This is a genomic window from Mesorhizobium sp. M4B.F.Ca.ET.214.01.1.1 (assembly GCF_004791545.1).
In the GTDB taxonomy this organism is placed as follows: domain Bacteria; phylum Pseudomonadota; class Alphaproteobacteria; order Rhizobiales; family Rhizobiaceae; genus Mesorhizobium; species Mesorhizobium abyssinicae.
The window spans coordinates 236,085-261,184 of the sequence record NZ_SRUX01000007.1; the positions used below are offsets into that span (position 1 = coordinate 236,085).

Below are 25,100 nucleotides of genomic sequence, written 5' to 3' on the forward strand. Positions count from 1 at the left end.
CCGATTCCCTTGGTCTTTGAGAAAAGGACGACGGATGGGAAGGCAATGAACGCGCGCTATGATTTCGGCCGCAACTGGTCCGAGCTCGCCGCGCGCTTCGAGGACGAACACCTGGACCGGGCTTGCGAGGATCTTCGCCGCCTGGTGGGCGATCTCGACGGGAAGACATTTCTGGACATCGGCTGCGGATCGGGTTTGCATTCTGCGGCCGCCCTTCGCTTGGGAGCGGCGAAGGTTCGCGCGCTCGACTACGACATCCGTTGCGTCGAAACAACCAAAGCCGTTCTTTCCCGGTTTGCACCGGGAGCGGAATGGAATGTGGAGCGAGCCGATATCCTCGACAAAGCGTCCTTCCCGCCCGGGACGTTCGACATTGTCTACTCGTGGGGTGTCCTGCACCATACGGGCGATATGTGGACAGCGATCCGCAATGCGACAGGTCTCGTTGGCCCTGGCGGGCGATTGGGAATTGCGATCTACCTGAAGACGCCGCTGTGCGGGCTGTGGACGGTCGAAAAGAGGCTCTACTCCTCTCATCAGTGGCTGCGACCTCCGGTGAGGGCTCTTTTTGTCTGCGCCTATTTGTTGGCAAGAACGCTGCGGCACCGGGACGCGATCTCTTTCGTAAAGAACTATCGCCAACGCCGGGGCATGGAGTTTTTGGCGGATGTCGACGACTGGCTTGGCGGGTATCCCTATCAATCCACCTCCGCTACAGAGCTGGAGACGGCCGTGGAAGAGCTTGGGTTTCGCACGAAGCAGCGCCTGAACGTCACTCCAGGGCTCGGCCTTTTTGGCACCGGCTGCGGTCAATGGTGTTTCGTGCGAACGGATTAATAGGCGCCGGATTTGCCTCTATCTGATTTCTTATAGAGAACAAGACTCGGGCCAGGCCATCATGGGAGCAGCGACGCCGGATGTGCGGTATTGTCGGCATTGTGGGTGGAGCGGCCGCGACGAGCAGCGGCGCGTCCACTGTACGTCGCATGGCCGACATGATCCGGCACCGAGGGCCGGACGGCGACGGCGTCTGGACCGATGCTGAGGCGGGTGTCGCGCTTAGTCAACGACGGCTGGCAATCATAGATCTGTCATCGGCTGGCGCGCAGCCCATGACTTCGCACGGCGGCCGTTACGTCATCGTCTTCAACGGCGAAATCTATAATCACGGTGAGATGCGCAAGCTTCTCGATCGGCAATGTGGCGGTCATGCCTGGCGCGGGCATTCTGACACCGAGGTCTTTCTGGCTGCGATCGAGGAACTGGGGCTAAAACAAGCTCTTGAGTTGGCCACAGGCATGTTCGCGTTCGGCCTGTGGGACCGAAAAGAGAGAACCCTCCTTCTCGGGCGCGACCGCCTGGGAGAGAAGCCCCTGTATTATGGCCGCGTCGGCAAGGCCTTCGCCTTCGCTTCTGAGCCCAAGGCGTTTCATCCGCTTCCCGACTGGCGCCCGGCGATCGACCGGAATGCGCTGGCATTATTGATGCGCCATAACTACATTCCCGCGCCCTACAGCATCTATCAGGGTATCCGCAAATTAAGACCTGGCCACCTTCTCTTTCTTTCCGATCCTCTGCGCGAGCCACGCGTAGAGAGCTATTGGAGCGCGAGTGAGGTCGCGGAACAGGGCCGCCGTGAACCTTTTCAAGGAAGCCCACAGGAAGCCGTCGACGAAGTCGAGCGCCATCTTCGCCGCACACTCGAAGGGCAGATGATAGCCGACGTACCGCTTGGCGCCTTCCTCTCCGGCGGCATAGATTCTTCCGCAATCGTGGCGGTCATGCAGTCGATCAGTTCGCGGCCTGTGCGAACGTTCACGATCGGATTCGCCGAGGCCGGCTACAACGAAGCAGATCATGCCAAACATGTGGCGCGCCATCTCGGGACAGACCATACGGAACTATATTTGAGCGACCGGGACGCCCTCGACGTCGTGCCGCAATTGCCGGGCATCTATTGCGAGCCGTTTTCGGACTCCTCGCAAATCCCGACTTTCCTCGTCTCCAGGCTGGCGCGCGACAGTGTCACTGTTGCGCTGTCGGGCGACGGCGGAGATGAGTTGTTTTCCGGTTACACGCGCTACGCGCTCGCCGACGCGCTCTGGAACAAGCTTTCCCGCATCCCGATCGGCCTGCGTCGCGTGTCGGCCAGCCTGGCAACACTGCCGCCCCCCGGACTGTATGACAACGTCGCAGACGGGATCATGCCGCTCTTACCACGACGCCTTCGGCGCGAGCGAGTAGGCGACAAGATCCACAAGGCGGCTTCGGTCCTTTCGCTTCGGACCATGGACGACGTCTATCGTCGCCTCTGCTCGCACTGGGAGCCGTCCGAGATCATTCCCGAAGCGGTAGAGCCACCGACGATGCTGACGGGATTGGAAGCACTACCGGCATTACCGGGCAGCGTCGAGCGGATGATGTATCTCGACATGATGAGCTATCTGCCGGACGACATTCTGGTGAAAGTCGACCGCGCGGCAATGGCTGTCGGCCTCGAGACCCGCGTGCCGCTGCTCGACCATCGCCTGGTAAGCTTCGCGCTCTCATTACCGCTCACCATCCTGCGGGCCGAGAACAAGACGAAATGGCCGCTCAGGCAACTGCTGTACAGGCATATCTCTCGCGAACTCATCGAACGCCCCAAGATGGGCTTTGGCGTACCGATCGACGCCTGGCTGCGCGGTGCGCTGCGCCATTGGGCCGAGGCACTACTCGACGAGCGCCGGCTGCGGGAAGATGGCTTCTTCCGGCCGGAGGTGATCCGGCGCGCGTGGTCCGAACACCTTTCTGGACAGCGCAACAACCAGTATCCGCTCTGGGACGTACTGATGTTCCAATCATGGCGGGAAGCAAACCAGGGAGCCTCAACGGCTGTCGCGGCTTAACCTGGCGCGTGCCGACGATTTCAGTCAGGAGTGCCCGCCCCTTACAGCCGGTTGGGGGGCGCGGCGGCATTGCACTATCGGATACCGGAGCCAGCGGCTATACCGGTTCGGGAAAAGGGTGCAAGAGCATGATAGCGGGAACCTTAGAACGATCGGTTCACAATCTGGAAGATTGCGAAACAAGGCTTTGAACCCGTTCATATCGCTCCCGCGGCATCTCACACCCGCGCAGATAATTGTCTACTTCTCCATCGCCTGTTTCTTTTCGCCACCTGTGCTGGGATCGGTGGTGAGCTTCGTCTTTCATGGCGGCGCACTCTGGTCGGTGGTGCTGCTGGCAGCCAAGCGGCGGCGCTTCAATGTCGACCGGCCGATGCTTGCCATGACCATTGCGATCTATGCCTACTGCGCGGCTATGGTCTCGGCCTCGATCGTCAACGGTACGCTGCGGGCTGACGTCGCGTATTTCCTGCCGCTGATCACCTTGCTGTTCTTCCCGATCTCCTATTCGACCTGGAGCATCATCGATAAGGCCAGCCTTGCGCGCATTGCTGTGGTTGCGAGCGCCGCGGCGTGTTGCGGCGCGTTGGTCCTGGCCATCGTCCAATATTACTGGATTGGGATGCTCAGGGCAGAAGGGGGGGCTGGAAATCCGATCGTTTTTGCGACTGTCACCTGTCTCGCCGTGATGATGTGCCTTTCGGGCGCTCTGTCGGGAATAGAGAAAGCCTGGAAGCCATTGACTGTCGCCGCACTCGCCGGGGTCGTGGCGACTATCTACTCGGGCTCGCGTATGGTTTGGGTGGCTTTATTGATTGCCGCTGTCGCCATCCTTGTAGTCAATCGCCATAGGTTCACTCGAGCGAATATGAGGCGGTTGCTGATTGTAGCGGGCGCTTCCAGCTTGTTAACGGCGGCAATTACGTTTCCGATCATCGTGGATCGCACTCATTTCCTTTTCGATGACTGGCAGGCCCTCACCACCAAAGGCGATCATTCCACTCCACTCGGATTGCGGGTTGGACTCTGGGACATAGGTCTCGATGCATTTCGCGAAGCCCCATTTTTCGGCCACGGCATTTCCGCCAGTCGCACGCTTTCACAAGATGGATTCAAGGAGCGATTTCGAACCAACCAAGGTTTCAACCACTTTCACAACGGCTTTTTGACCGCACTTGTCGAGGCCGGGTTGCTTGGAGCCCTGGCTCTCGCGACAATCTTCGGCGTGGCGATCTGGATCGCAGCAAGGGTCCTACGCCTCAGTGCCGATCCGGTAGAGCGGTTCGGGGCGACAATGATCGTCGTCACCGTAATCATCTATGTCACTGGCGGCCTGACCGGCATCCTTGTCGGCCATGACATTTTAGATTCGACCCTGATGGTGTTCCTAGTTTCCGGAACGTATCTGGCTTGCGGACGAACGCTGCCACCGATCGGGAAAAGCTCGCCTATCGCGGCCCCGATCTCTAATCGGACTTCATGAAGACCTTTCCGCGGGATAAGTCGTACAGGTTGGATTTGAACCACCTGTGGCCACCAACCTTAGCTTCAAGCCTTTTAGTGACCAGTCTAGGTGTGCAGCTACGTGCTCCTCAGTCTCCGAACATTTCCTAAGAACTCCGCTTCTCGCGCGCCGGCACCCTTAGCCGTTAGCGTCAGCAATGTCCGCTTTCAGGGAACGGCAGCTCTAGTCTATGCGGGCGACATGCGGCGCTAAGCAGACTCGCCTTTATGCACGCCGTTCTACGCTATAGGCCTCTCCCCTTTTGAAAGGGCTTTACTTCATCAGGTACCTGGCTGCAGATCGGACTTGCCAGATTGGAGATGGAGAATGCCAGTTTGGCGGGAGGTGAAATACGGACACGAAACTATTTACACGGCGAGAATCGCCGTCACAGCTACGCTATTGCCGCCGTTTCCCCTACTCCCACTCAATTGTTTTTAACCCATCTAAATCATTGATTTAGATGTGTTTTTTCTTCGTATTGGCCTGAATTTCCGACACGCAGGCCGCCAAAAAGTTACGATATTGATTTTAAAGAGAAAATTGTCGCAAAAATTCTTTTGAGATTTCCGCAACTATCGGTGCCAATCGGCCGATTTTCGCTCTCACGGTGTTCGGTCGCACACTGGACTCGAATGCAAAAAGTACCGTCAGCACAATCTATCACGCCCCGCTGGAGCGATCCATCCATCGCGAACCAAAAGAGCTGGCCTGCTCCATCGGGTTCGCCTGAAACTCAACCACTCCGAAGTCAGAAGGATCAGCGTTCTCGAGAATGAGGGGGGGCATCGTCGGGACGGATGCGGTTCCATAGATCCCAGGTTGGGTCCCCACGGTACCGCGCGAGGCGATCTAAACGAGATCAGCGAGCCCGCAGTCGGCCTCAAGGCCTCGCGCGGTCGTTTCCCGGTGAACCGCGCCTGGGAGAGTGTCTCTACCGAAGGGCCGTTGACGAGAAACGTGCTCGACAGCGCCCTGCGGCTCTCTCTTCAATTGCTCGGCTTACCCGCACTGCAATGCTGCTGGATGAAGTCCGACAGGAATGTTGAAGCGTGAACGCACCTCCGATGGACAGCGATCGCCTGAGGCACTTTCGAGAATGTCCCCTCAACAACGCGGAAACCTGGATTCTCTTCGCAGAAACGTGACAGGGACTCAGTCAAGCCCGCAGCAGCATCGCACTGGGAGGACATAAGCATGTGCAGGGCGGAGGCGGGATTTTCGGTTTGGAGGAGGATCGCATTTCTAACCTGTCGCTCAAGCTGCTTTGTATACGCAGCGGTTTTGGCGGCGGCGATGCGCACCCCTTCGACGTCGACGTCCCCCACGCTGCCTAGCGGGCTGCTGTCTGACACCAGAAAGCTGGCAGTCACGGTGGTATAGGGGGCCGAGAAGGATAACATGTCGGCACGTGACGGATCGGGAGCAATGAATGCAACGTCCCACTCGTTGCCCTCGGCAGCCGCAAGAATGTCAGCGGCCGATCCGTATCGAACCAGCGACAAACAGCAGTCGAGTTCTTCCGCAAGTGTGATCGCGATCCGCGCGCTCGGTCCTGTTAGAACGCCTGTCACTGGATCGAGTTGGACAAGTGCGGCATTCGACATGTTGACCGCGGCTCTGATGACTCCCGTCGGTGCGATTTCAGTGAGGAGTTCATCGCGTTCCGGCATCGCGGGGCGCTCCTTGCGATGCAAATCGTGCCGCGAGTGCTTCCGATCCCCTCGCCAGAACAGCGACATCGACACCAACGGCAGTAAATAGTGTTCCCAGCGAGATGCACCGTGCCGCGAACTTCTCATCCGGGGTAAGAATGCCCGCAGGCTTGCCCAACGCTTTCAGGCGTTCAATCGCGCCGACAATTGCATCGACCACCTCCGGGTGGCTCGGTTGGCCCCTGTGTCCGAAACTCGCTGCAAGGTCTGCCGGTCCTACGAATACGCCATCCACTCCCTCTACCGAAGCAATCGACTCGAGGTTGCCAAGCGCTTCCCGGGTCTCAACTTGCAGCAACAGGCAAATTTCCCGTTCCGCATTTTGCGCATAGTGCGCAACTCGGCCAAAACGAGTGGCGCGTGTCAGGGCAGAAACACCACGAATTCCATCCGGAGGATATCGCACGGCCGCGACTGCGGCTTTCGCCTCTTCCGCGTTCTGAACGTAGGGAATGAGCAGTGTCTGAACGCCAATATCCAGGAAGCGCTTGATCAGAACGGGGTCGTTGATGGCCGGGCGCACGACTGGGGAAACGTCGTATGATGCGACCGCTTGCAATTGTGGCAGGACGGTCAGAACGTCACCCGGTGAATGTTCCGTGTCGAACAGGAGCCAATCGAAACCTGAAGGCGCGACGATTTCCGCAGCGTAGTTTCCCGGCAGGCCGCACCACAGGCCGATCTGACTTTGACCAGCAAGGAGCCTCCGCTTGAACCGATTGACAGGATGTTCCAACTGGCACCTCACACGAACGACACGCCGATGGAGCCAACAGGGCCATAGTCGGCCTGGATGACATCACCTTTCGCGATATCGACAGGACGCGTGAACGAGCCGGCCAGGACTATTTGTCCCTTCTTCAGGCCACCGCCCACAGCATGAAGTTTGTTGACCAGCCACGCGATGCCGGCTGCCGGATGTCCCATGATCGCCGCCGACACGCCCGATTCCTCGATGATGCCGTTCTTGGAAAGAGTCGCCCCGACCCAACGGATATCGATGTCCATCGGACGAATTATACGGCCACCAATGACGAGGGCGCCGAAAGCCGCGTTGTCCGCAATGGTATCCGTGATCGCTCGAGGGACTTCGGTCCGGTAGTCGATAATCTCGAGCGCCGGGACAACGAACTCGGTCGCACGCATGATGTCATAGATCCTGGTGCCGGGCCCGACGAGATCCTCACCCATAACAAAGGCCAGCTCGACCTCGAGTCGCGGCTTGATAAACAAGTCAGCCCTGATCTGCGCTCCGTCGTTGTAAAGCGCATCGTCAAGAATGCAGCCGTAGTCCGGCTCCGTCATCTTCGAAGCCATCTGCATTGCGCGTGACGTCAGGCCAATCTTGTGCCCGACGATCCGTGCGCCCTTGGCTACCCTCGCCTCCGCCCACAAAGCCTGAATTTGGTAGGCGTCCTCGAGTTCGAGGTTCGGGTAGGTCTTGCTAGGCTGTATGATCGGCTTGCGCTCGATTTCAGCTTTGAGCAGCGCGTCTGCCGCGGCCCGGCGTTCTTCTTCGGTGATCATATCGTTTGCTCAGCTGATTGTGATTTATTTGATCGGGGGACGCGGCAAAACGGCTTCGCCGGGCTCCATGGCATAGGTGTAGTCGAGCGAGAACCACGGACCAGGAATGTCCGCTTCGGTCGGATGGGGCTCCTCATGACGAACGAAGTCGCCGGTCAACGCTGCCGTGACACCGAACTGAACATCGGAGCCGATGTTCGGGTCGCTGGGGTCGAAGACCTGGGAAATCAGCGTCTTGTATCCATGCTTGAAGATCAGTGCGTGCAGGTGCGCGGGTCGGTACGGATGGCGTCCCTGAGCTTTGAGCAGGCGCCCGACCACGCCATCGACCGGGATCGGATACCCGACCATCTTGACGGTCCTGAACCAGAACCGACCTTGCTCGTCGGTCGTGAATTTGCCGCGTAAGTTCATCTCGGCCTGGTCCGGGTCCTGGTTTTCATAAAGACCGACGGGAGATGCATGCCAGACATCCACTTCAGCGCCGGCAATTGGCTTACCGTCGCGGTCAACGACCTTGGCATGCACGAATAAGGGAGTGCCCGGCGTCTCGGATCGGATGATCGACGCGCCATTTTCGACTCGCGGAGAGTTGAGGCGCCAGAATGGACCCAACAGCGACTGGGAGGTCTCGGTCTGTCCTCTGTCGCCATTGTTCAGCAGGCAGACAAGTGAAGACACGCCAAGAGAACCGGCCATCAGCACAAACTCGTTGTGGTGATCAGTATGCAGTTGCCCGATCTCGTTCAGCATGGCTGTCGCCTCCCGAAACTCGACCTCAGTCAGTCGAACCTCGCGCACGAAAGCATGAAGATGCGCGACCATCGACACGAGGATTTCTCGCAGGCGGGGGTCTTCAGTGCGATTCATCACAGCGAGGACGGCTGGCGTCAGATCGCTTTCGGTTTTGATTACCATAAGGGGCTACCTCCCGATTTGCCCGACTATCCAAATAATCGATTATCTGTCAAGGCCAAGTGGTGCATTGTCGCGACACCAAGATGCCAAAGATTCGAGATGCAAACGTCTAAATTGTTGATTTAATTCTATTTTATCGACGGGAGCGAGGTTACCTCGTGGCTTTTTCGCAGATTTCATCACGTCCTAAGTTGACAAGAATAATCGTTTATAATACCGATCATCGACGAATGAATCTTGGGAGCCGGACAATGGTACCGCATGATGACGGCGCATCTGCTCCGCCGGCAGAAGATGCTCCATCGTCTTCTGGATTCCTCGACGACGGCAAAAACACGATTGGGAGCCAGCTTGCATCCCGTCTTCGTGAGGCGATCATCTCCGGCGAGCTTCAGGCCGGCAGCAAGATCAATCTCGACAAGGCGCGCAAGACGTTCAACGTAAGCCTCAGTCCGCTGCGTGAAGGGTTGGCGCGGCTGATATCGGACGGTCTAGTGGAGTTCGAGGACAATCGCGGCTACCGCGTTTCATCAATCTCTCTGGCAAATCTGGAAGAGATCACCGTCCTGCGCGAAGAGCTCGAAGTCTTTGCCCTTCGCGAGTCCATGCGGATCGGCGATGTGGAGTGGGAAGGCAACGTCATGCGCGCGCTGCATCGCCTTAACCGCACTGAGCGTGACGCGGCCCGCCCCGAGACACTCGAGCGCTGGGAAGAGTTCCACCGCGAATTCCATCTGACACTCATTTCCGGCTGTGGGAAGCCAATCCTGCTCCATTTCTGCAGCCTGCTGCTTAATCTCAACGACCGTTATCGCCGGGTGTTTCTGACCCGCACGTCGGGTGACCGCAACGTCAGCCAGGAGCACAGTGAGATCGCTCAGGGAGCCGTCGCCAGGGATCTGGACTATGCGTGCGATATGTTGCGTCAGCATATCCACCGCACGGGAACCAATCTGCGCAACCACCTTGCGACAAAGGGCACCTTGTGATGACCGTCGCGACGCCAGGGCCGGGCCTTGAACTGGGCGTGGCGCATTTTTCATCGATCGCGCTGCCGCCCAAGGAATTCGCGTTGATAGCTGCTCGGGCGGGTTTTGCCTCGATAGGGCTTCGCCTGCACCCCGCCTTTCCCGGAGCCCCCTTTTACGAGTTGCCGGTGGGCAGCCACGGTGCCCAGGAGTTCAAGACAGTTGCCGATGGCGAAGGCATCAAGGTGTTCGATATCGAGTTCTTCGTGATCGACGAGAGCTTCCTTGCGGCCTCCCACGAGGCGACCGTGGCAGCCGCTGCGAACATAGGGGCGCGCCGGCTGAGTGTTTGCGGCGATGATCGAGACGGCGGCCGTCTTGCCACAAACCTGTCTGAGTTTTGCGCCCTCGCGGCGCGATATGCCATGTCAGTCGACATCGAAAACATGGGCTGGCGGACGGTAAGGACCTTTCGCGACAGCCTAGCGATCTTGAATGCCTGTGGAGCAGAGAACGCCGGTGCCCTTGTTGACGGGATTCACTTCTTCCGAAACGGCGCCTCGATCGACGAGCTTCGCGCAAATGCAGGGAAGGTAAAGCACATCCAGCTTTGCGACGTCCGCGGGCCTGCGCCCAAAACATCGGACGCAATGATCGCCGAGGCGAGAAGCGGCAGGCTCGCTCCTGGAGAAGGCGAACTGCCATTGAAGGACCTCTGTGCGGCAACTGAACACGGCGCTGCTATCTCGGTCGAAGTGCCACTCGTCGGGCCGGTGGACCCGAAAGCACATTTAAAACATCTGCATGCCGGCGCACTGGGAATTTTGAAACCAGATCACTGATCTGGCGCCGACGCGGCCTAGGCCGGTCAGGAGGAGGAAGTCTTACATGTATACGTTTGATTTCGGTGCGGTCCTCGACCGCGCCCCGGAATTGCTATGGGGTTCGCTTGGAACGGTTGGCCTTGCGTTAGCTGGGATGCTCCTCGCACTCGTCATCGGGCTCCTGGGCGTCGTTGCAAGGAGTTCCAAGAGCGGGATCACGCGGGCTGCCGTGATCATGTTCGTCGAGGTTGTGCGCAATACGCCATTCCTGGTGCAGATCTTCTTCATATATTTTGCCCTTCCTCTCATGGGCATCCGCCTCAATCCGACCGTCACGGCGATCATTGCCCTCGGCATCAATGGTGGGGCCTACGCAATCGAGATCATCCGCGGCGGGATCGAGAGCGTTTCGCGCGGCCAGATCGAGGCAGGTTTCGCACTTGGTCTTCACAAGGCGGATGTCTTCCGGCTCATCGTGCTCAAGCCGGCGCTGCGGGCGATTTATCCCTCGCTCACAAGCCAGTTCATTATGCTGACACTGACAACGTCTGTCTGCACCTCGATCGCCGCCTACGAGCTGACCTCGGCCGCTCAGCGCATTGAGTCTGACACCTTCCGCAGCTTCGAAGTCTATTTCACGGTGACCGCTATCTACCTGGCCATCTCAAGCCTGATGATGGGCCTCTTTGCGCTCATTTCTCGCCACTACTTCAACTACCCGACGCGATAGGAAGCAGCCATGGGTCCCATCGGAGAAGATCAATTTCTCTTTTTGATGCAGGGTTTGAAATGGACCGTGCTGCTTGCGATCGTGGGCTTCATCGGTGGGGGGATATTCGGAACCCTGATCGCGCTCCTGCGCACCTCGAAGAACAAGGTCGCCCGCACGATCACCGCAGGGTATATCGGCGTCGTCCAGGGCACGCCCCTTCTGATGCAGCTCTTCGTTGTCTATTACGGCGTTGCGCTGTTGGGCATCGACGTTAACGCGTGGATCGCGGTCGCGGTCGCCTTCACGCTCCACGCCAGCGCCTTCCTGGGCGAGATCTGGCGCGGCTCCATCGAGGCTGTGCCGAAGGGCCAGACGGAAGCCGCCAACGCCCTCGGTCTGCATTATGTCTCGCGGATGAAAGACGTCATCCTGCCGCAGGCCCTCAAAATTTCGATGCCGGCCACGATCGGCTTCCTTGTCCAGCTCACCAAGGGCACGTCGCTGGCAGCAATCGTCGGCTTCATTGAACTGACTCGCGCCGGTCAGATCATTTCAAACCAGACCTATCGTCCGCTGCTCGTCTTCGGGATTGTCGGCGCAATCTACTTCATCATTTGCTGGCCGCTCTCCTATGCGGGAAGTCGCCTTGAAAAACGGATGGCGAAAGCTGCCCGCTAACCGCTTCGCTGGAAGCAACACTCTTAAGGAGGAGAATAAGCATGCATAACATTCGTGGGATTTTTCTCGGATTTGCTCTGGCAACTATTGCCTTCGCAACCGTTGGCACTGCCGCAGCCGCTGCGGCAACTGTAGAGGAAATCAAGGCAAAGGGCACGCTCGTGGTCGGCATCCAGGGCGACAATGCGCCATGGGGGTTCGTCAACACAAGCGGCGTGCAGGACGGCTTCGACGCTGACATCGCCAACCTTTTTGCCAAGGAATTGGGCGTGAAGGTTCAATTCCAGCCGCTCGCCGTTGCCAACCGAATTCCGGCACTTACCACCGGCAAAGTCGACATCCTGTTCGCAACGATGGCGATGACGGAAGAACGTGCGAAAGCAATTCAATACAGCAAGCCTTACGCCGCCAACACGATTTCGCTTTATGCTGCCAAGTCCGACACGGTTACGAAGCCTGAAGACGTTGCCGGATGGGAGATCGGCGTTCCGAAATCCAGTTCGCAGGACAAGGCAGTAACGAACGCCGTCGGATCCACCGCAACGGTTCGCCGCTTTGATGACGACGCCGCAACCATCCAGGCTTTGGTCTCCGGGCAGGTAAAGGCGGTTGGCGGCAACCAGTTCTATGGCCAGCGTCTGGATGCGGCGAGTGCCGGCACGTATGAGCGCAAGATTAACTTTTTGACGACCTACAACGGCGTCGGTACCCGTCTCGGCGAGAAGGACTGGAACGAAGCCGTCAACGCCTTCATCGACAAGATCAAGGCCAATGGTGAGCTCGCCGCCATCACGAAGAAGTGGATGGCGATCGATCTGCCGCAGTTCCCGGAATCCATTCCGAACATCCCGTTCACCGTGCAGTAAAAGCCCAAATGGAGGGTTCCGTGCTCAATTCCGCAAAAGATCAATCGAAGCTGATTTCCCTTGAGGATGTGCAGAAGTGGTACGGCACTTTCCATGCCTTGAAATCCATCAGTTTGTCGGTCCGCAAAGGCGAAAGGATCGTCCTCTGCGGGCCGTCAGGCTCCGGGAAATCAACGTTAATCCGCTGCATCAATGCCCTCGAGACGATCGAGGAAGGCAAGATCGTCGTCGAGGGTCACGTACTGGACGGAACCACCAGATCGATCGACGCTGTACGTCGCGAAGTGGGAATGGTCTTCCAGAGCTTCAATCTCTTCCCCCACATAACCGTACTTCAGAACTGTACCCTCGCCCCAATGCGTGTTCGTGGCGTGAGCCACGCTGACGCAGAGCGACTGGCTCGAAAATATCTCGAGCGCGTTCGTATCCTTGACCAGGCGGACAAATATCCCGCGCAGCTATCGGGCGGACAACAACAACGCGTCGCCATCGCCCGCGCGCTCTGCATGGAGCCGAAGGTCATGCTCTTCGACGAACCGACCTCTGCCCTCGATCCCGAAATGGTGAAAGAGGTGCTCGACACCATGATCGGGCTCGCCCGTGACGGCATGACGATGATCTGTGTCACGCACGAGATGGGGTTTGCCCGTCAGGTCGCTGACCGCGTCATCTTCATGGACTCCGGAGAAATCGTCGAAGAGGCCGAACCGGAGGTCTTCTTCAAGTCTCCCGAGCACCAGCGCACGAAAACCTTCCTCGGTGAAATCCTGGCCCATCACTGACTTTCGAAAGCGATGCGAATGCACAACAAAAAATTCCTCGTGGGGCTGATCGGTGCCGACATTCAAATGTCAAAGTCCCCGGCCCTCCACGAAACGGAGGGGCGACGCCAGGGCCTCGATTACCGTTACGAGCTTCTCGACTTCGCCGAGCGAGGCCTTCCCGCCTCCGCGCTGCCGGACCTGCTGGACGAGGCAGAGCAGCGCGGTTTTGCCGGCAGTAACATTACACATCCGTGCAAGCAGACGGTGATCGCCCACCTCAGTCGCCTTTCCGAGGATGCAGAGATGCTCGGTGCGGTCAACACCGTGGTCTTTCGCAACGGCGAGAGGATCGGCCACAACACGGATTGGTACGGTTTCTACGAGAATTTCCAGCGCGGCCTTCCGGACGTCGCCAAGTCGCATGCCGTGCTGCTTGGCGCCGGCGGCGCCGGTGTCGCCGTGGCCCATGCAGCAATCAAGCTCGGTATTGAGAGATTGTCGATCTTTGACCAGGATTCAAAACGGGCGGAAACCTTGGCCCCGCAGTTGAACGATCGGTTCTCAAGGGATTGCGCGCGTGCCACGACGGATGTCGGCAGCGCCCTGCGCTCCGCGGACGGCCTTATCCACGCGACGCCGACGGGTATGAAGAGCCATCCTGGTTTGCCCATAGATGCGGAATGGCTTCTGCCACGGCATTGGGTGGCCGACATCGTCTATATGCCACTCGTCACAGAGCTCCTTGCTCTCGCCGAAGGAAAAGGCTGCCGGACCCTTCGGGGCGGCGGCATGACCGTCTACCAGGCAGCAGCGGCTTTCGAATTGTTCACCGGGATAGCACCGGACGCAGACCGCATGTCCCTTCACTTTACGGACCTATGCCGCCTGTCGGCTTGATGGGGAAATCCCAAATGCCGCATATCATCATCGACTATAGCCGGGGCGCAGGCGAGCATGTAGCCATGGATCGACTGACGCTGACCGTGCATCGCTGCGTTCGCGATGGCGGCCTTGTGAAACCTTCCGCCGTGCGCACGCTTGCGCGGGAGGCGACATACTCCTGCGTTGGCGATGAGCATGTCGATCATCATTTCATCCAAATCATCGTGCGGATGGCACCGGGTCGTACTGCAAAGACCAAGCAGAAGCTTCTCACTGCCGTTCTCGAGGCCGCGCGGACGATCGCCGCGCCTGCTCTCGAAGCTGGAAAGCTCGGCCTGCGCGCGGATCTCTACGAGTCGGACCCTGATTTTGCCGTTCAAGCAATCGCGTTCGTCTGACCAGGACAGCGTTGCTCAAGAAGGACACTATGCCATGAGCCTGATCTACGTTCTCAACGGACCTAATCTCAACCTGCTTGGCAAACGCCAGCCACATATCTACGGGCATGAAACGCTCGCAGATGTAGAGGCGGACTGCCGCAAGCTGGCAGCCGACTTCGGCCATGAAATCCGCTTTCATCAGAGCAACCGGGAATACGAGATCATCGATTGGATTCATGAGGCGCGCGAGGACGGTGCGGGCATCGTCATCAATCCGGCGGCCTTCACCCATACCTCACTCGCCATCCTTGACGCTCTGAATACATTCGAGGGGCCTGTGATCGAGATCCACATCTCCAATGTGCACAAGCGCGAAAGCTTCCGACACCATTCGTTCGTTTCGCACCGCGCGGACGGCGTGATTTGCGGCCTTGGTACGGAAGGATACCAGCTTGCCATCCGACGCGCGGCGACAATGATCAAGGCGGCGGGCAACGGCTGAGGTGACCATGACCCAACGGGTTAAGCTGGCCGTAGTTGGGGCAGGCCTCATCGGTAAGCGCCATATTCAGCACGTCCTGGCCGAGCCCTCGGCGCAACTCAGCGCCGTGGTCGATCCCACGCCGGTTGGCGAGACCATTGCCAAGGAAGCCGGCGTGAGGTGGTTTCCAAGCTTCGCGGACATGATTGCCGCAGACCGACCTGATGGGATCATCGTGGCTACGCCCAACCCGGCTCACGTCCAGAACGGGTTGGAAGCCGTCGAAGCCGGCATTCCTGCACTCATCGAGAAGCCTATCGCCGACGACATTATATCCGGGGAAAAGCTGATCGCAGCGGCTGAGGCAAAAGGCGTTCCTCTTTTGACCGGTCATCACCGGCGACACAATCCGATGATGCAGAAGGCAAAGGAAATCATCGAAAGCGGAAAGCTCGGCCGCGTTCTTGTTGTCAATGCGATGTTCTGGCTATTCAAACCCGACGACTACTTCGACATCTCGTGGCGTCGTGAGCGCGGTGCGGGGCCGGTTTTCCTCAATCTCATCCACGATGTCGATAATCTGCGCTACCTTTTCGGCGATGTGGTTGCGGTTCAGGCACGCGAGTCCAACGCGGTGCGCGGCAACGCAGTTGAGGAAACGGCAGTGATCCTGATTGAGTTCAAGAACGGAGTGTTGGGAACTGCGACAGTCTCGGACGCGGTGGTCGCACCGTGGAGCTGGGAGATGACAACCGGAGAGAATCCGGCTTACCCCAAGACCGAGCAATCCTGTTACATGATCGGAGGGACGCACGGATCGCTGGCTGTTCCGTCGCTCGAGGTCTGGCGCAATCCTGGTAAACGGAGTTGGTGGGAACCCTTTGACCAAACGCGTATCGAGGTCGACGACGAGGACCCACTTGTTCTGCAGATCAGACAATTCTGCAAGGTGATCCGCGGAGACGAACCCCCGCTTGTCAGCGGGCGTGAGGGGCTCAAAACCTTGAGGGTGGTCGATGCGGTAAAGCGCTCGGCGGCAACGGGAGAACGTATCGAGTTGAACTGACGCATGAGTAATTTGACCACCTGCTCGTCCTTCGCGTCTCCTTGCTTCCGATGCGATGAGACGCCGGCTCAACACCGACGCTAGGCATCGCGCTTTTGGCGGAGGAACCGTGGCCGCCTATCCCATGTGAATGGGTCGCCGTCTGAATCGAGCCTTGGCCAGGGCGCATAGCGCTGCCGCCGCCGCGCCTGACCCGGCAGAGTTCGGTGACGCACGACACGCCGGGGCGGCCTGGTCAATGTGCAGCCCTTCACCGGCATAGGCCACCGCGGCCGCACAGCGTCGTCCCGCAACCGCCCTCCCCGCGCCGGCGCACCGCCTCCGCGCGGACGAGATGCGGGACATCACCGGGTCGTCCTACTATCTCGGCGGCCTCTACACGCCCGGCGCCGTGATGATCCAGCCGGCCGATTGCGTACGCGGATAGCAAACCAATGCTCTGCTGCGGAAACAGGCCCACAGGTGACCACGAAGGTAAGGGCGAGGATCAACCTGCACATGGCCGAGCAAAATCTAATATGATCCCGGCAAGGATCGTCCTGCCATCGCTCTGGATGCCTACGGCCCGCAGGCAAAGGCCAATCGGCGGGACTTCTGAAGCTCCGCCCGGCACGATGTTCTCATCCGCTGAACTGGTCAAGCACCTCTTATTGCGGGGGAACGCCTTACTGCCAAAGCAGATGTTGCTCAGTCAGCCTGTCCGGAAGGGCGCGTCCGGTCTTTATCGCTTAGTTGCCCGCCGAGTGTCAGCAAGCCCTAACTTCCGCGATCACGCCATACTCCCGCGGACAGCCTTACCCTACCTCAATGTGGCGGCGGACCTGATCCGCCTTGGCCGGCGCCTGTTACCCCAAGCCCCCCGCCCAATAGGCGTCGGCCATCTCTTCACAGAGAAGCCTAGGACGCGCATTTCCCGTTTCCGCTGTCAGCGCAGAGCCCCGGGCCTCCTGGCGCCCGCCTGGTCCTTTCGGCCCGCACTAGCAGCTAAGCCATGAGGCGCTTCGAAATCGCCCGCAATAGCTCCGTTTCGTCGGCAATCCCGTTCCGGAAAGCGCTGACGATTTCAGCAGCGAGGTCTTCCCTCTGCTCCTTGTCTTTTTGGGCTAGACGGCGCTCATCGCAAAGCCGATCGAACACCCGCTGGAGCAACTCCAGATCGCTTGGCACAAGTATCCCGTCGAGGCACGACAGAGGCATTACGCAACCCTCAATTGGCTAAGACCCTGCCTGTTATTTTGTGAGCGGTTTTCTGATTTCAAGCTACCTCTTGCGCCGCTTCTCCGGCGTCCGGGCATTGCAGGTGAACTGCAGTTTCCGATCTTCACGCCGACACGCAAAAAGCCGCTGCGCGACATGGTCGATTAGCTGCCCTTGGCCCTGCCGTAGGCGTTGGGGCTGGTGTCGGGCGTGTAGGCCAGGCCGACATCCGTGCCGCCGCACCTGTTGCATTTCAACTTTGGAATGAGGTCATCGGCCTTTGCCGGCGCGTCAGGGCCGTAGCGGTCCCGGAGCTGGGCAAGGTCGAGCTTTTGGCTATGGTTGCAGGGAGACCAATGACAGAACGCCGTCACGGCCATCTTGGCGTCGATCAAGCTTTGGAACGTCCAGCCCTTGCCCATGCACCCGATATAGTGCGGCTCCAACCAATCCGACACGCCGGCCTCCCGATGAACGGTGGCGTCAAAGATCACCTCATAGACGCTCCCAATTTCTTCCTCGATCTCCGTGCTGTCGATCCCGAGTGCCTTGGCGTCAGCAAAAAGCTGTTGGGCCAATTCAGCCACGGAGATGACGTCGGCGCCGACCGTCTCCGGGATGTTGTTGGAAATCCATTTGTGGAGAAAGTTGATGCCGCGCGTGCTCATCTCGGCGACAAGCGCCGGCGGGGCATTAGGTTCCTTCCGTCGGAGACGTTAGGTCGACATCTCTTTGATGACCGCATCGAGCGAGGCGATATCTTCCAGCGCGGCTATTTCGAGCGGATCAGCGGCCTGTGCTGGCGTGCGTATCTCAGGAACGCCGTCAGGCCCTATTGGCGCGTAGCTCATTACGAGCGTGTCGCGATACTGCCTGAGCAGGACGAGCGCTCTATCAATGGTTCGTTGGTCCATCGGCGAGATTTTAGCATATAGGTCCAACTCTGCGCACTACGCTAATTCTTCCCGAAATCCTGCATCGAGGCACGCATGGTCATGAGCCCGTTTCGGCGTCAAAGGTCACCTTGTCGATGAAGCGTCCTAATTGGCATCCCCCTGTCCGTTTCCGCTACCGACAATGCCAAAATCCTGAGATTTGATATTTCCATCCGCCAAGAGAAAGCCCTCAGCAGCCAGGCCCCGCCTCAACAGCTCACGCACCGCTGACGCTCGGCTTGGCATTCGTCTTTCAAAGCGCCAGTCCTCCAGCGCATCAATTTCCCTTTGCGACAACATTATTTGAAGACGTACAGGTCTCTCGATTTGTGGCATTTTGCGACCTCACCCATAAAGCGTCGAATGAGTAGTTAGCGTATAATGAGCATAACCCTCCAAAGGTTGCATGACCATCGTCTTGGGTCTGTACGCCTGATGAGGTGAATGCATTAAGGGCTGCGTCTACCGTAAGTACTAACTTCTTGAAAATATTAGCTTATTTAATGCTTTGTGACTTGTGCTCCCCTTCGCGAGCGCGCATGGTGAAGGTGAGGGTAACCCGGTCCGGAGGACAAGAGGTCACCATGCGCTACCATTATTCACAGACCCTACTGGACGACGTTACGGCGAGTGTCACTGAGGCGTTCCAGAGGCTTCGCATTGTCAACGTTCCGGTCGTGGCGGAACAAGTCAGGCGTCGCCATCTCTCGGAGAATATCGCCCTTGAGGACATTGAGGAGATAGTCCTGGACACCGCTCAAATGTTTCACATCCCGATGGAATTCGATGGTACGAGCGGCATTCTTGCTGCGCACGAAGCGGAAACTAGGCTGGCCGGGCGATTTGCGACCTCCTTCCACGGCCAACCACCACTTCTTTTGGCGAGCGAGAACTAGCGCTTGGCCAGCGCGGGATCGAGCGCAAATCAGAGCAGATTGTGAACTTGTCGATGGCCCCGAAATATCTCGATCATCGGTTGGAATGCCCATACTGCCTCACCATCAGGCTGAGAATACCCGATGACTCTCGTCCGGATACGCCCATTTTTTGCGATGATTGCGGAAAGTACCTTGGCACCTGGGATGAGCTACAAACCGACTTTGAGAAGCAGGGCGGCCAGAACGGGGTATTTCGACTCGATAGAGGCCGCGTCCAGCGGATCCGCTAGTGCCGGCCGGCAACTCTAGTCGACCTTCAGGAACCTAGCCTCGCAAACCATCGTGCTTATCGACACTACCTCTTCGGGTTGATAATTGCCCACGCCTCCACCAAAACGGCTGCTGCCTGTCAACCTGATGGCGGTGGCGTCAGCCTGCCCAGTCGAGATCCATCGCCTGACCTACTTGGACCGAGGACTCATAACCGTCGATCCAATCGATGTGGGCAACCGTCCCCCACGGATAGGGGTTGTCGTCCCTTTCCATCCCCGTGCGAGCGGCGAAGACGCCTCCTTGAAAGGCTCTCGAAACAGGCGGTTTGGCGATCTTTGCGGTATGCCGGCCGTAGAACAGCGATCTTCCAAAATCGATTAGGTCAGTCGGGTTCGTGATCACGGGACAACCTCCGCGCGGTTGAACTTCCTCCGGCTAAACATCTTCGGGCTGCATTTGGTTCCGTCACAGTTGGCTGCGAACCGGGCCATACCCCAGCATTGAGGGTTGCCGGAGCGCTACGAGTCAAATCCCCGGGGCGACGCTTGGTGGCGCAAGCGGCGTCACAGCCGGACTTGGCGCTACAGTCGGCGACACGAACACGATTGGTGCTGGAGGCGATATCAGGGTGGGAAGTAGCGTCTCGGCAGGTGTCGGGGTTGGAATCCGTCCGAGCAGCCTGTCCGATGCCACCAATTCCCCTATCGCGACCAACCCGAGAGTGCTCAACGTCGTCGATGATATGTCCGGCGCGCAATTGGTCCGGATGAAAAACGCTGCGCGGACCTGCTCAGCAGTCAAGACGCTTACGACCGCGACTTGCGGCAGCTCTGTCAGCTGATCGCAGGCCGCTAATGCAACTAACTGACTTCAGCGGCGTTGCCGCATGACGCCAGCGCCCAGCAACCAGAAAGCCCGTCGCCAAAGCGGCGGGCTTTTGATGGGATTGCGATCACTATAGCACCAGTCTTCATAGACGGTCTTCTTAAGAATACGCGAAGCAGGCATGCCGTTAATGCGTGGGTTCCATGCCGGGACCGGCGCGGATGGGTAGGAATTTCGGTCCTATAGCGGTCATTCCGGCAAGCCCGCTTTGCGCATGCCTTCAGCTAGATGCTGGCGGTCTTCGATGCGAAACAGCGGCTCCTTGGCCACGTATCGGGCAGTAGAGAAATCCGGGACCCGGCGCAGCAAACCAGCAACACAATCTCCCGCGAGATCGGGCTTGCCAGCCATTGCGTAGCTTGCGGCGAACCAAACCTGTTTCGAGAACGACAAAGAACTTGATCGGCGCATGTTGGCAATGGCGTCGTCATAGCGGCGCGCGTTGAAGTAAACGGCGGCGAGTTCGCCCCAATACCAAGAAGGGTTGAAGAATGGGTCGAGGCGCTTCGCCTCCAGCATCCCCTCAATAGCTTTCTCGGTTTCACCGCGATAGTTATAGAACATCGCCAAGTCGGTGTGATTGACCGGATGGTTTGGATTTAGCGAAATGGCCTTGGCGAAATGCTGTTCACCCACTTCGTAGGCGCCGCGATCGACCTGTGTCCAAGCCATTACAAGTTGGCACAGATGGTCGTTTTCATCAAGCGCGACGGCCTTCCGCGCCATCTCGAACGCCTCGTCGAGCAAGCGGGTCGAACCACTCATATCGAGAAACCACTCTCGCTCGATAGCTGACGACAATAATGCGTAGGCACGAGCGTAGCTGGGGTCGAGTTCGATGGCCCTTTCGAAGTAATGCCGAGCCTCTGCCTCAATCTCCGGCGTACCCATTGGCAAGGCATCGCCGCGCAGGACACATTGGTAGGCCGCCAGGCTGGCTGGCGGCTTGCGCAGGACCAAGTCGGTGCGCGCGGCCGTCATTCGTCCTACAAGTGTTCCCACGGTAGTGCGAACGACGCGATCCTGGATATCGAATATCTCGTCTTGCGCACTGTCATAACGTTCTGCCCAGACATGATTGCCCGTCGTTGCATCGATCAATTGGGCCGTTATCCGGATGCGCGTTCCCATACGGCGGACACTGCCCTCGACGAGGTACTGCACGCAGAGTTCGCGTCCCGCTCGAATCATGTCAACGTCGGCTCCGCGGAACCGGGAGGACGAATTGCGCGACGCAACCTGCATCTGCCGGAAGCGTGAAAGCTCCGTGATCAGGTCCTCTGTAAGCCCGTCGCAGAGGTATTGCTGCTCGACATCGCCACTCATGTTCTGGAACGGGAGCACGGCGATCGAAGGCTTGTCTTGCTGGACTAGTCGCCCTCGTGCGACCTCCGGTTCCGTGAAAGCGGCACCGGACAGCATTTGATAGGCGCGCACTGGCCTGGCGATGTTTTTCAAGGTTTGCTCGCCCAGATCGACAAACTGTTCCTTGAACTTTTCACGCACCTGCTCGTAGGCCGAACCCGACAAGCAGATTCCGTTCGGCTTCGCCAAGCCTTCTAGGCGGGCGGCGATGTTTATTCCGTCGCCCATGAGGTCGCCATCGCTCTCCTCGACTATGTCGCCGATATGGATCCCGATGCGGAACTCGATACGTCGATCAGGAGGCACCCCGGCGTTGCGTACGAGCATGGCGTTCTGCACTTCAATGGCGCAGCGCACAGCGTCGACCACGCTGCGGAACTCGACGAGGGTTCCGTCTCCAGTGCGTTTCACCACGCGTCCGGTGTGCACCGCGATGGTAGGATCGATGAGGTCGCTGCGCAGCGCCCGGAGTCGAGCGAGCGTCCGATCTTCGTCCGACCCAGCCAGCCGGCTGTATCCGACGACATCGGCGGCCAGGATCGCCGCAAGCTTGCGCCTCTCACTCACGTTGCCCCTCCTTCGCTATCCGACATAGCACAGACTCAGGGGTAGGGCTGCTTCATTTAGATCGGCTCGACCTGCAGACCCTTCGCCTTGGCCAACTCCCGTCCTGATGGATCGTCCGCGGCGGGACCGTATCGGTCGAGCTGGACGACCACGATGGAGGAAGAGATGAGGTGACCCGGCTGGCGCTGGCGATCTGTCCAGCGAGCGTGGCGTTCTCATGGGCGCTGGGGCCGGCCACAATGCGCCTCGTCGCCTTCGTCGTCGTTTACGAGATCTCGAAGGATCGCCTCGCGAGTGATGCACCAGTGTCCCGCTCTGGTCGAAGAACTTAGCCAGCTCTTGGCTAAGCGCGTAGAGATCAAGAGCACCTGAAAGCCGACGGTAACGCTGGTGCGGAAGCCCTTCCAGCTTCGTTGGGGCGAAGTTACGGCATCTTTCAGGCTTCCACAGTGAGCTACTCGGCCGCCCGAACGTGCGAAGTGGGTAATAGTGGTCCTGAAGTAGGCAGGCGCGCAGAGGACCAGCTTGCGATTCACTCAGGCGTCTGTTGGCTTTCCTGATCGCCTCCGATGCAGCGATAGTTTTTCGCATGTTGTCTGCCTGATGCCAGAGGGTCGAGGGCTAGGCGGCGGAATCTATCAAAAGAACCTCGATCGCCATCGACTTTCATGCGCACCAGCATTCCCTCGTAACAATCGATTAGGAAGGCAGCCGCATCTTTGACGTCGACGCTTGGTCCGACCTCTCCGATGGCCTTCGCCTCTTCCAGCAATCCACACAGTTGTTCCTCCCATCGGGAGAACACGCTGGCCAGTCTCGCCCTGAATTCCGGGCTGCGTGCAGCTGCGACCTGGCTGAGAACGCCAAAGAGGCAGCCGCCAAGCGGCACCTCAGCCAGATGCTGGGCCTCTACGGCGTCGAAATAGTTTCGGAGCCGCTTAAGTGGGCTGCAGGAACTGTCCTTGAACATTTCATCGCGCCAGTCGAGATAGTGGCGCTCGTAAGCGTCCAGCACGGCACCGGCAAACTCCTCCTTGCTCTTGAAGAAATAGTAGAACGAGCCTTTTGGGACACGTGCCGATTGGAGGATGGCATTCAGACCGACGCCGTCAAAACCGTTCAGGATCAGCGCTTTCAATCCCTCGGAAACCAAGCGTTCACGTGTAGCGAGATTCTTTTCAATCATTGTAGTAGACCAGTTTACTATCAAGTAACGGTACCACATCCGCCCGTCAGTGACCAACCAAGATGTCGGCGGTAAAAGGGACACCGGCGCGATGGATATTGACGGCCCGCCAGGCGTGAACATACGACCCATATTTGACCGAAAGTCTCGAGACCGACCAGCCTTGGGTGGCGCACGAGTCAGCCTCGAAAGCTTGTACGAGGAACATGACACAGTCATCATAGGCGGTGGCCAGGCGGGACTGGCCATGAGCTATCATTTGCGTCAGCGCGGTCGACAGCACATCGTTCTCGAACGGTTTACAGTGGCCGAGCGATGGCGGTCTGAACGTTGGGACTCGTTACGGTTCCAGCTACCAAACCGCTGGCTCGACTTGCCAGGGAAGCCATATGCAGGGACCGAGCCGGACGGGTTTGTTCATCATTCAGAGGTCTTGCGCTTTCTCGTAGACTACGCCGCTGAGATAGAAGCGCCAGTGCGCACCGGCGTTGAAGTAACTGGCCTCTCCCGCGATGACCGCGGCGCAGCCTATCATCTCGAAACCGCAAACGGCCCGATCAGGGCGCGCCATGTTGTTATTGCGACCGGTCCGTTTCAACGTCCGATCGTTCCAGGCTACAGCCACGCAGTACCGGCCTCGATCTGTCAGATCGATGCGACCTGCTACCGAAACCCTCAACAGCTGCCGCCGGGGGCTGTCCTTGTCGTAGGCAGTGGCAACTCGGGCTGCCAGATTGCAGATGAACTGTTGCGCAGCGGCCGACGAGTATTTCTTGCTGTCAGCCGACACAGCAGAGTGCCTCGGCGTTATCGTGGTCAAGACCTTATCTGGTGGTACGAAAATTTGGGCCGCTTCGACGTGACGATCGACTCCTTCCCCAATAGGAGGTACCCGCCGTCGGTAATTTTGACCGGCATGGACGGGGGGTATGATCTTGATCCGCGTCGGCTGGGCGTTGAGGGCGCAACTCTACTGGGGCGATTAGTTGGGATTGCCGATGGTACAGCAGTACTTGCTGATGACGCTGTGGACGCGCTCGCGGCCGCCGACAGAAGTTATGCAGGTTTCCTGGAGGCGGCAGACCATCTGGCCGCTACGACTTCGATGCAGTCGGAAGTGGACCAACAGGATCGCTCGGTGCCACCGCTGCCTTTCCAGATCGAGAGCGTGCCCGCCTTGAAATTGAGCGGGGAAAACGTTCGCACGATCGTCTGGGCAAGCGGATACGCCTATAACTACGACTGGGTGAATCTAAAGATCATAGATGCTAACGGCACTCCAGTCCAACAGCGCGGCGTCACCCCTTGCCCGGGAGTTTATTTTCTTGGACTTCACTGGATGCACACGTTCCGGTCGGCCGTCCTATCCTTCGTCGGGCGTGACGCGGCTTACATCGCCGATCACATTGAGAGCTTGGCGCCGATTTAGATGGTGAGCGCCAGCCTGCGAGATAGTTGGCGGTTGAGTTCGCCAGTGGCAATGCGCATGACGCGGACAGCGTTGCCGATCACGTCGGCTGGTCGCTTCTGGGGTGCGGGCAGGATCCGCGCGACGACCGAGATGAGGCGCAAAGCTGTCATGTCGTCTTTGGGGCCGTGTATGGACGGCTCTCCGTTGGCAAGGGGATATCTGAGCTTTTG

25 protein-coding genes are annotated in these 25,100 nt (G+C 58.6%); 15 read left to right on the top strand and 10 right to left on the bottom strand.

Annotation, left to right across the window (positions count from 1 at the left end; translation table 11 throughout):
• Positions 1-45 precede the first annotated feature (45 nt).
• From EN857_RS16235 to EN857_RS16245, 3 genes are all read left to right on the top strand, one after another.
• Complete coding sequence (locus tag EN857_RS16235) at positions 46-837, top strand: class I SAM-dependent methyltransferase (RefSeq protein WP_187331236.1); 792 nt, start codon at positions 46-48, stop codon at positions 835-837.
• Positions 838-917: 80 nt separating this feature from the next.
• On the top strand, positions 918-2,888 hold the full coding sequence (gene asnB, locus EN857_RS16240; protein ID WP_127310188.1) for an asparagine synthase (glutamine-hydrolyzing): 1,971 nt from the start codon (positions 918-920) through the stop codon (positions 2,886-2,888).
• 187 nt (positions 2,889-3,075) lie between these two features.
• Positions 3,076-4,371: an O-antigen ligase family protein gene (locus EN857_RS16245; RefSeq protein ID WP_127310189.1), complete on the top strand. Its 1,296-nt coding sequence runs from the start codon at positions 3,076-3,078 to the stop codon at positions 4,369-4,371.
• A 1,010-nt stretch (positions 4,372-5,381) separates the two neighbouring features.
• Here EN857_RS16245 and EN857_RS16250 read toward each other — a convergent pair.
• Genes EN857_RS16250 through EN857_RS16265 form a run of 4 tightly spaced genes read right to left on the bottom strand, consistent with a single transcriptional unit; the run spans position 5,382 to position 8,552 of the window.
• Positions 5,382-6,065, bottom strand: a complete 684-nt coding sequence (locus tag EN857_RS16250) for a transporter substrate-binding domain-containing protein (protein WP_126056254.1) — start codon at positions 6,063-6,065, stop codon at positions 5,382-5,384.
• Entirely contained in the window at positions 6,049-6,843 is a 795-nt protein-coding gene (gene hpaI / locus EN857_RS16255) for a 4-hydroxy-2-oxoheptanedioate aldolase (protein WP_127391324.1), read from the bottom strand. Before hpaI ends, EN857_RS16250 begins: the two co-directional genes overlap by 17 nt.
• Positions 6,844-6,851: 8 nt before the next feature.
• The gene (locus EN857_RS16260; RefSeq protein ID WP_135858866.1) at positions 6,852-7,634 is read right to left on the bottom strand and encodes a fumarylacetoacetate hydrolase family protein; all 783 of its coding nucleotides are present in this window, start codon (positions 7,632-7,634) and stop codon (positions 6,852-6,854) included.
• A 24-nt stretch (positions 7,635-7,658) separates the two neighbouring features.
• Positions 7,659-8,552: an intradiol ring-cleavage dioxygenase gene (locus EN857_RS16265; RefSeq protein WP_127391326.1), complete on the bottom strand. Its 894-nt coding sequence runs from the start codon at positions 8,550-8,552 to the stop codon at positions 7,659-7,661.
• 251 nt (positions 8,553-8,803) lie between these two features.
• Here EN857_RS16265 and EN857_RS16270 point away from each other — a divergent pair, with 251 nt between their 5' ends.
• The 10 genes from EN857_RS16270 to EN857_RS16315 are packed head-to-tail and all read left to right on the top strand — an operon-like array spanning position 8,804 to position 16,173.
• Positions 8,804-9,541: a GntR family transcriptional regulator gene (locus tag EN857_RS16270; protein WP_126056257.1), complete on the top strand. Its 738-nt coding sequence runs from the start codon at positions 8,804-8,806 to the stop codon at positions 9,539-9,541.
• The gene (locus EN857_RS16275) at positions 9,541-10,362 is read left to right on the top strand and encodes a sugar phosphate isomerase/epimerase (RefSeq protein ID WP_127308786.1); all 822 of its coding nucleotides are present in this window, start codon (positions 9,541-9,543) and stop codon (positions 10,360-10,362) included. Before EN857_RS16270 ends, EN857_RS16275 begins: the two co-directional genes overlap by 1 nt.
• 46 nt (positions 10,363-10,408) lie before the next feature.
• A complete protein-coding gene (locus tag EN857_RS16280; protein WP_126056259.1) occupies positions 10,409-11,074 on the top strand; it encodes an amino acid ABC transporter permease in 666 nt (221 codons plus the stop codon).
• A 9-nt stretch (positions 11,075-11,083) separates the two neighbouring features.
• The gene (locus EN857_RS16285; protein ID WP_127391327.1) at positions 11,084-11,734 is read left to right on the top strand and encodes an amino acid ABC transporter permease; all 651 of its coding nucleotides are present in this window, start codon (positions 11,084-11,086) and stop codon (positions 11,732-11,734) included.
• A 41-nt stretch (positions 11,735-11,775) separates the two neighbouring features.
• On the top strand, positions 11,776-12,600 hold the full coding sequence (locus EN857_RS16290) for a transporter substrate-binding domain-containing protein (protein WP_135858870.1): 825 nt from the start codon (positions 11,776-11,778) through the stop codon (positions 12,598-12,600).
• An 8-nt stretch (positions 12,601-12,608) separates the two neighbouring features.
• Entirely contained in the window at positions 12,609-13,382 is a 774-nt protein-coding gene (locus tag EN857_RS16295) for an amino acid ABC transporter ATP-binding protein (RefSeq protein ID WP_187331237.1), read from the top strand.
• Positions 13,383-13,400: 18 nt separating this feature from the next.
• On the top strand, positions 13,401-14,261 hold the full coding sequence (locus EN857_RS16300) for a shikimate dehydrogenase (RefSeq protein WP_187331238.1): 861 nt from the start codon (positions 13,401-13,403) through the stop codon (positions 14,259-14,261).
• A 14-nt stretch (positions 14,262-14,275) separates the two neighbouring features.
• Positions 14,276-14,644 (top strand): 5-carboxymethyl-2-hydroxymuconate Delta-isomerase, encoded by a 369-nt coding sequence (locus tag EN857_RS16305; RefSeq protein WP_126056263.1) that lies wholly within the window; start codon positions 14,276-14,278, stop codon positions 14,642-14,644.
• Between the two features lie 34 nt (positions 14,645-14,678).
• Positions 14,679-15,128, top strand: a complete 450-nt coding sequence (aroQ, locus tag EN857_RS16310) for a type II 3-dehydroquinate dehydratase (protein ID WP_127391331.1) — start codon at positions 14,679-14,681, stop codon at positions 15,126-15,128.
• A gap of 7 nt (positions 15,129-15,135) precedes the next feature.
• The gene (locus tag EN857_RS16315) at positions 15,136-16,173 is read left to right on the top strand and encodes a Gfo/Idh/MocA family oxidoreductase (RefSeq protein ID WP_127391332.1); all 1,038 of its coding nucleotides are present in this window, start codon (positions 15,136-15,138) and stop codon (positions 16,171-16,173) included.
• Positions 16,174-17,534: 1,361 nt separating this feature from the next.
• On the opposite strand, the gene EN857_RS36330 is transcribed toward EN857_RS16315, so the two are convergent.
• Complete coding sequence (locus tag EN857_RS36330) at positions 17,535-18,038, bottom strand: hypothetical protein (protein WP_348630790.1); 504 nt, start codon at positions 18,036-18,038, stop codon at positions 17,535-17,537.
• A 48-nt stretch (positions 18,039-18,086) separates the two neighbouring features.
• The gene (locus tag EN857_RS16335) at positions 18,087-18,284 is read right to left on the bottom strand and encodes a hypothetical protein (RefSeq protein WP_135858874.1); all 198 of its coding nucleotides are present in this window, start codon (positions 18,282-18,284) and stop codon (positions 18,087-18,089) included.
• A gap of 605 nt (positions 18,285-18,889) precedes the next feature.
• On the opposite strand from EN857_RS16335, the gene EN857_RS16345 reads away from it, so the two are divergent.
• The gene (locus tag EN857_RS16345; RefSeq protein ID WP_127391333.1) at positions 18,890-19,201 is read left to right on the top strand and encodes a hypothetical protein; all 312 of its coding nucleotides are present in this window, start codon (positions 18,890-18,892) and stop codon (positions 19,199-19,201) included.
• A gap of 411 nt (positions 19,202-19,612) precedes the next feature.
• Here the strand turns inward: EN857_RS16345 and EN857_RS16355 are convergent, their stop codons facing one another.
• From EN857_RS16355 to EN857_RS16370, 3 genes are all read right to left on the bottom strand, one after another.
• Positions 19,613-19,858, bottom strand: a complete 246-nt coding sequence (locus tag EN857_RS16355) for a hypothetical protein (RefSeq protein WP_127391334.1) — start codon at positions 19,856-19,858, stop codon at positions 19,613-19,615.
• A gap of 672 nt (positions 19,859-20,530) precedes the next feature.
• Positions 20,531-22,273 (bottom strand): adenylate/guanylate cyclase domain-containing protein, encoded by a 1,743-nt coding sequence (locus EN857_RS16360; protein WP_135858876.1) that lies wholly within the window; start codon positions 22,271-22,273, stop codon positions 20,531-20,533.
• A 532-nt stretch (positions 22,274-22,805) separates the two neighbouring features.
• Positions 22,806-23,459, bottom strand: coding sequence for a TetR/AcrR family transcriptional regulator (locus tag EN857_RS16370; RefSeq protein WP_187331239.1), 654 nt, complete (start codon positions 23,457-23,459; stop codon positions 22,806-22,808).
• Between the two features lie 91 nt (positions 23,460-23,550).
• Here EN857_RS16370 and EN857_RS16375 point away from each other — a divergent pair, with 91 nt between their 5' ends.
• Positions 23,551-24,888, top strand: a complete 1,338-nt coding sequence (locus tag EN857_RS16375; protein WP_128346016.1) for an NAD(P)/FAD-dependent oxidoreductase — start codon at positions 23,551-23,553, stop codon at positions 24,886-24,888.
• On the opposite strand, the gene EN857_RS34775 is transcribed toward EN857_RS16375, so the two are convergent.
• Positions 24,885-25,040 carry a hypothetical protein gene (locus EN857_RS34775; protein WP_187331241.1) on the bottom strand — a complete coding sequence of 52 codons (156 nt, stop codon included), beginning with the start codon at positions 25,038-25,040 and terminating at the stop codon, positions 24,885-24,887. The two genes, EN857_RS16375 and EN857_RS34775, sit on opposite strands and share 4 nt — an antisense overlap.
• Between the last annotated feature and the right edge of the window lie 60 nt (positions 25,041-25,100).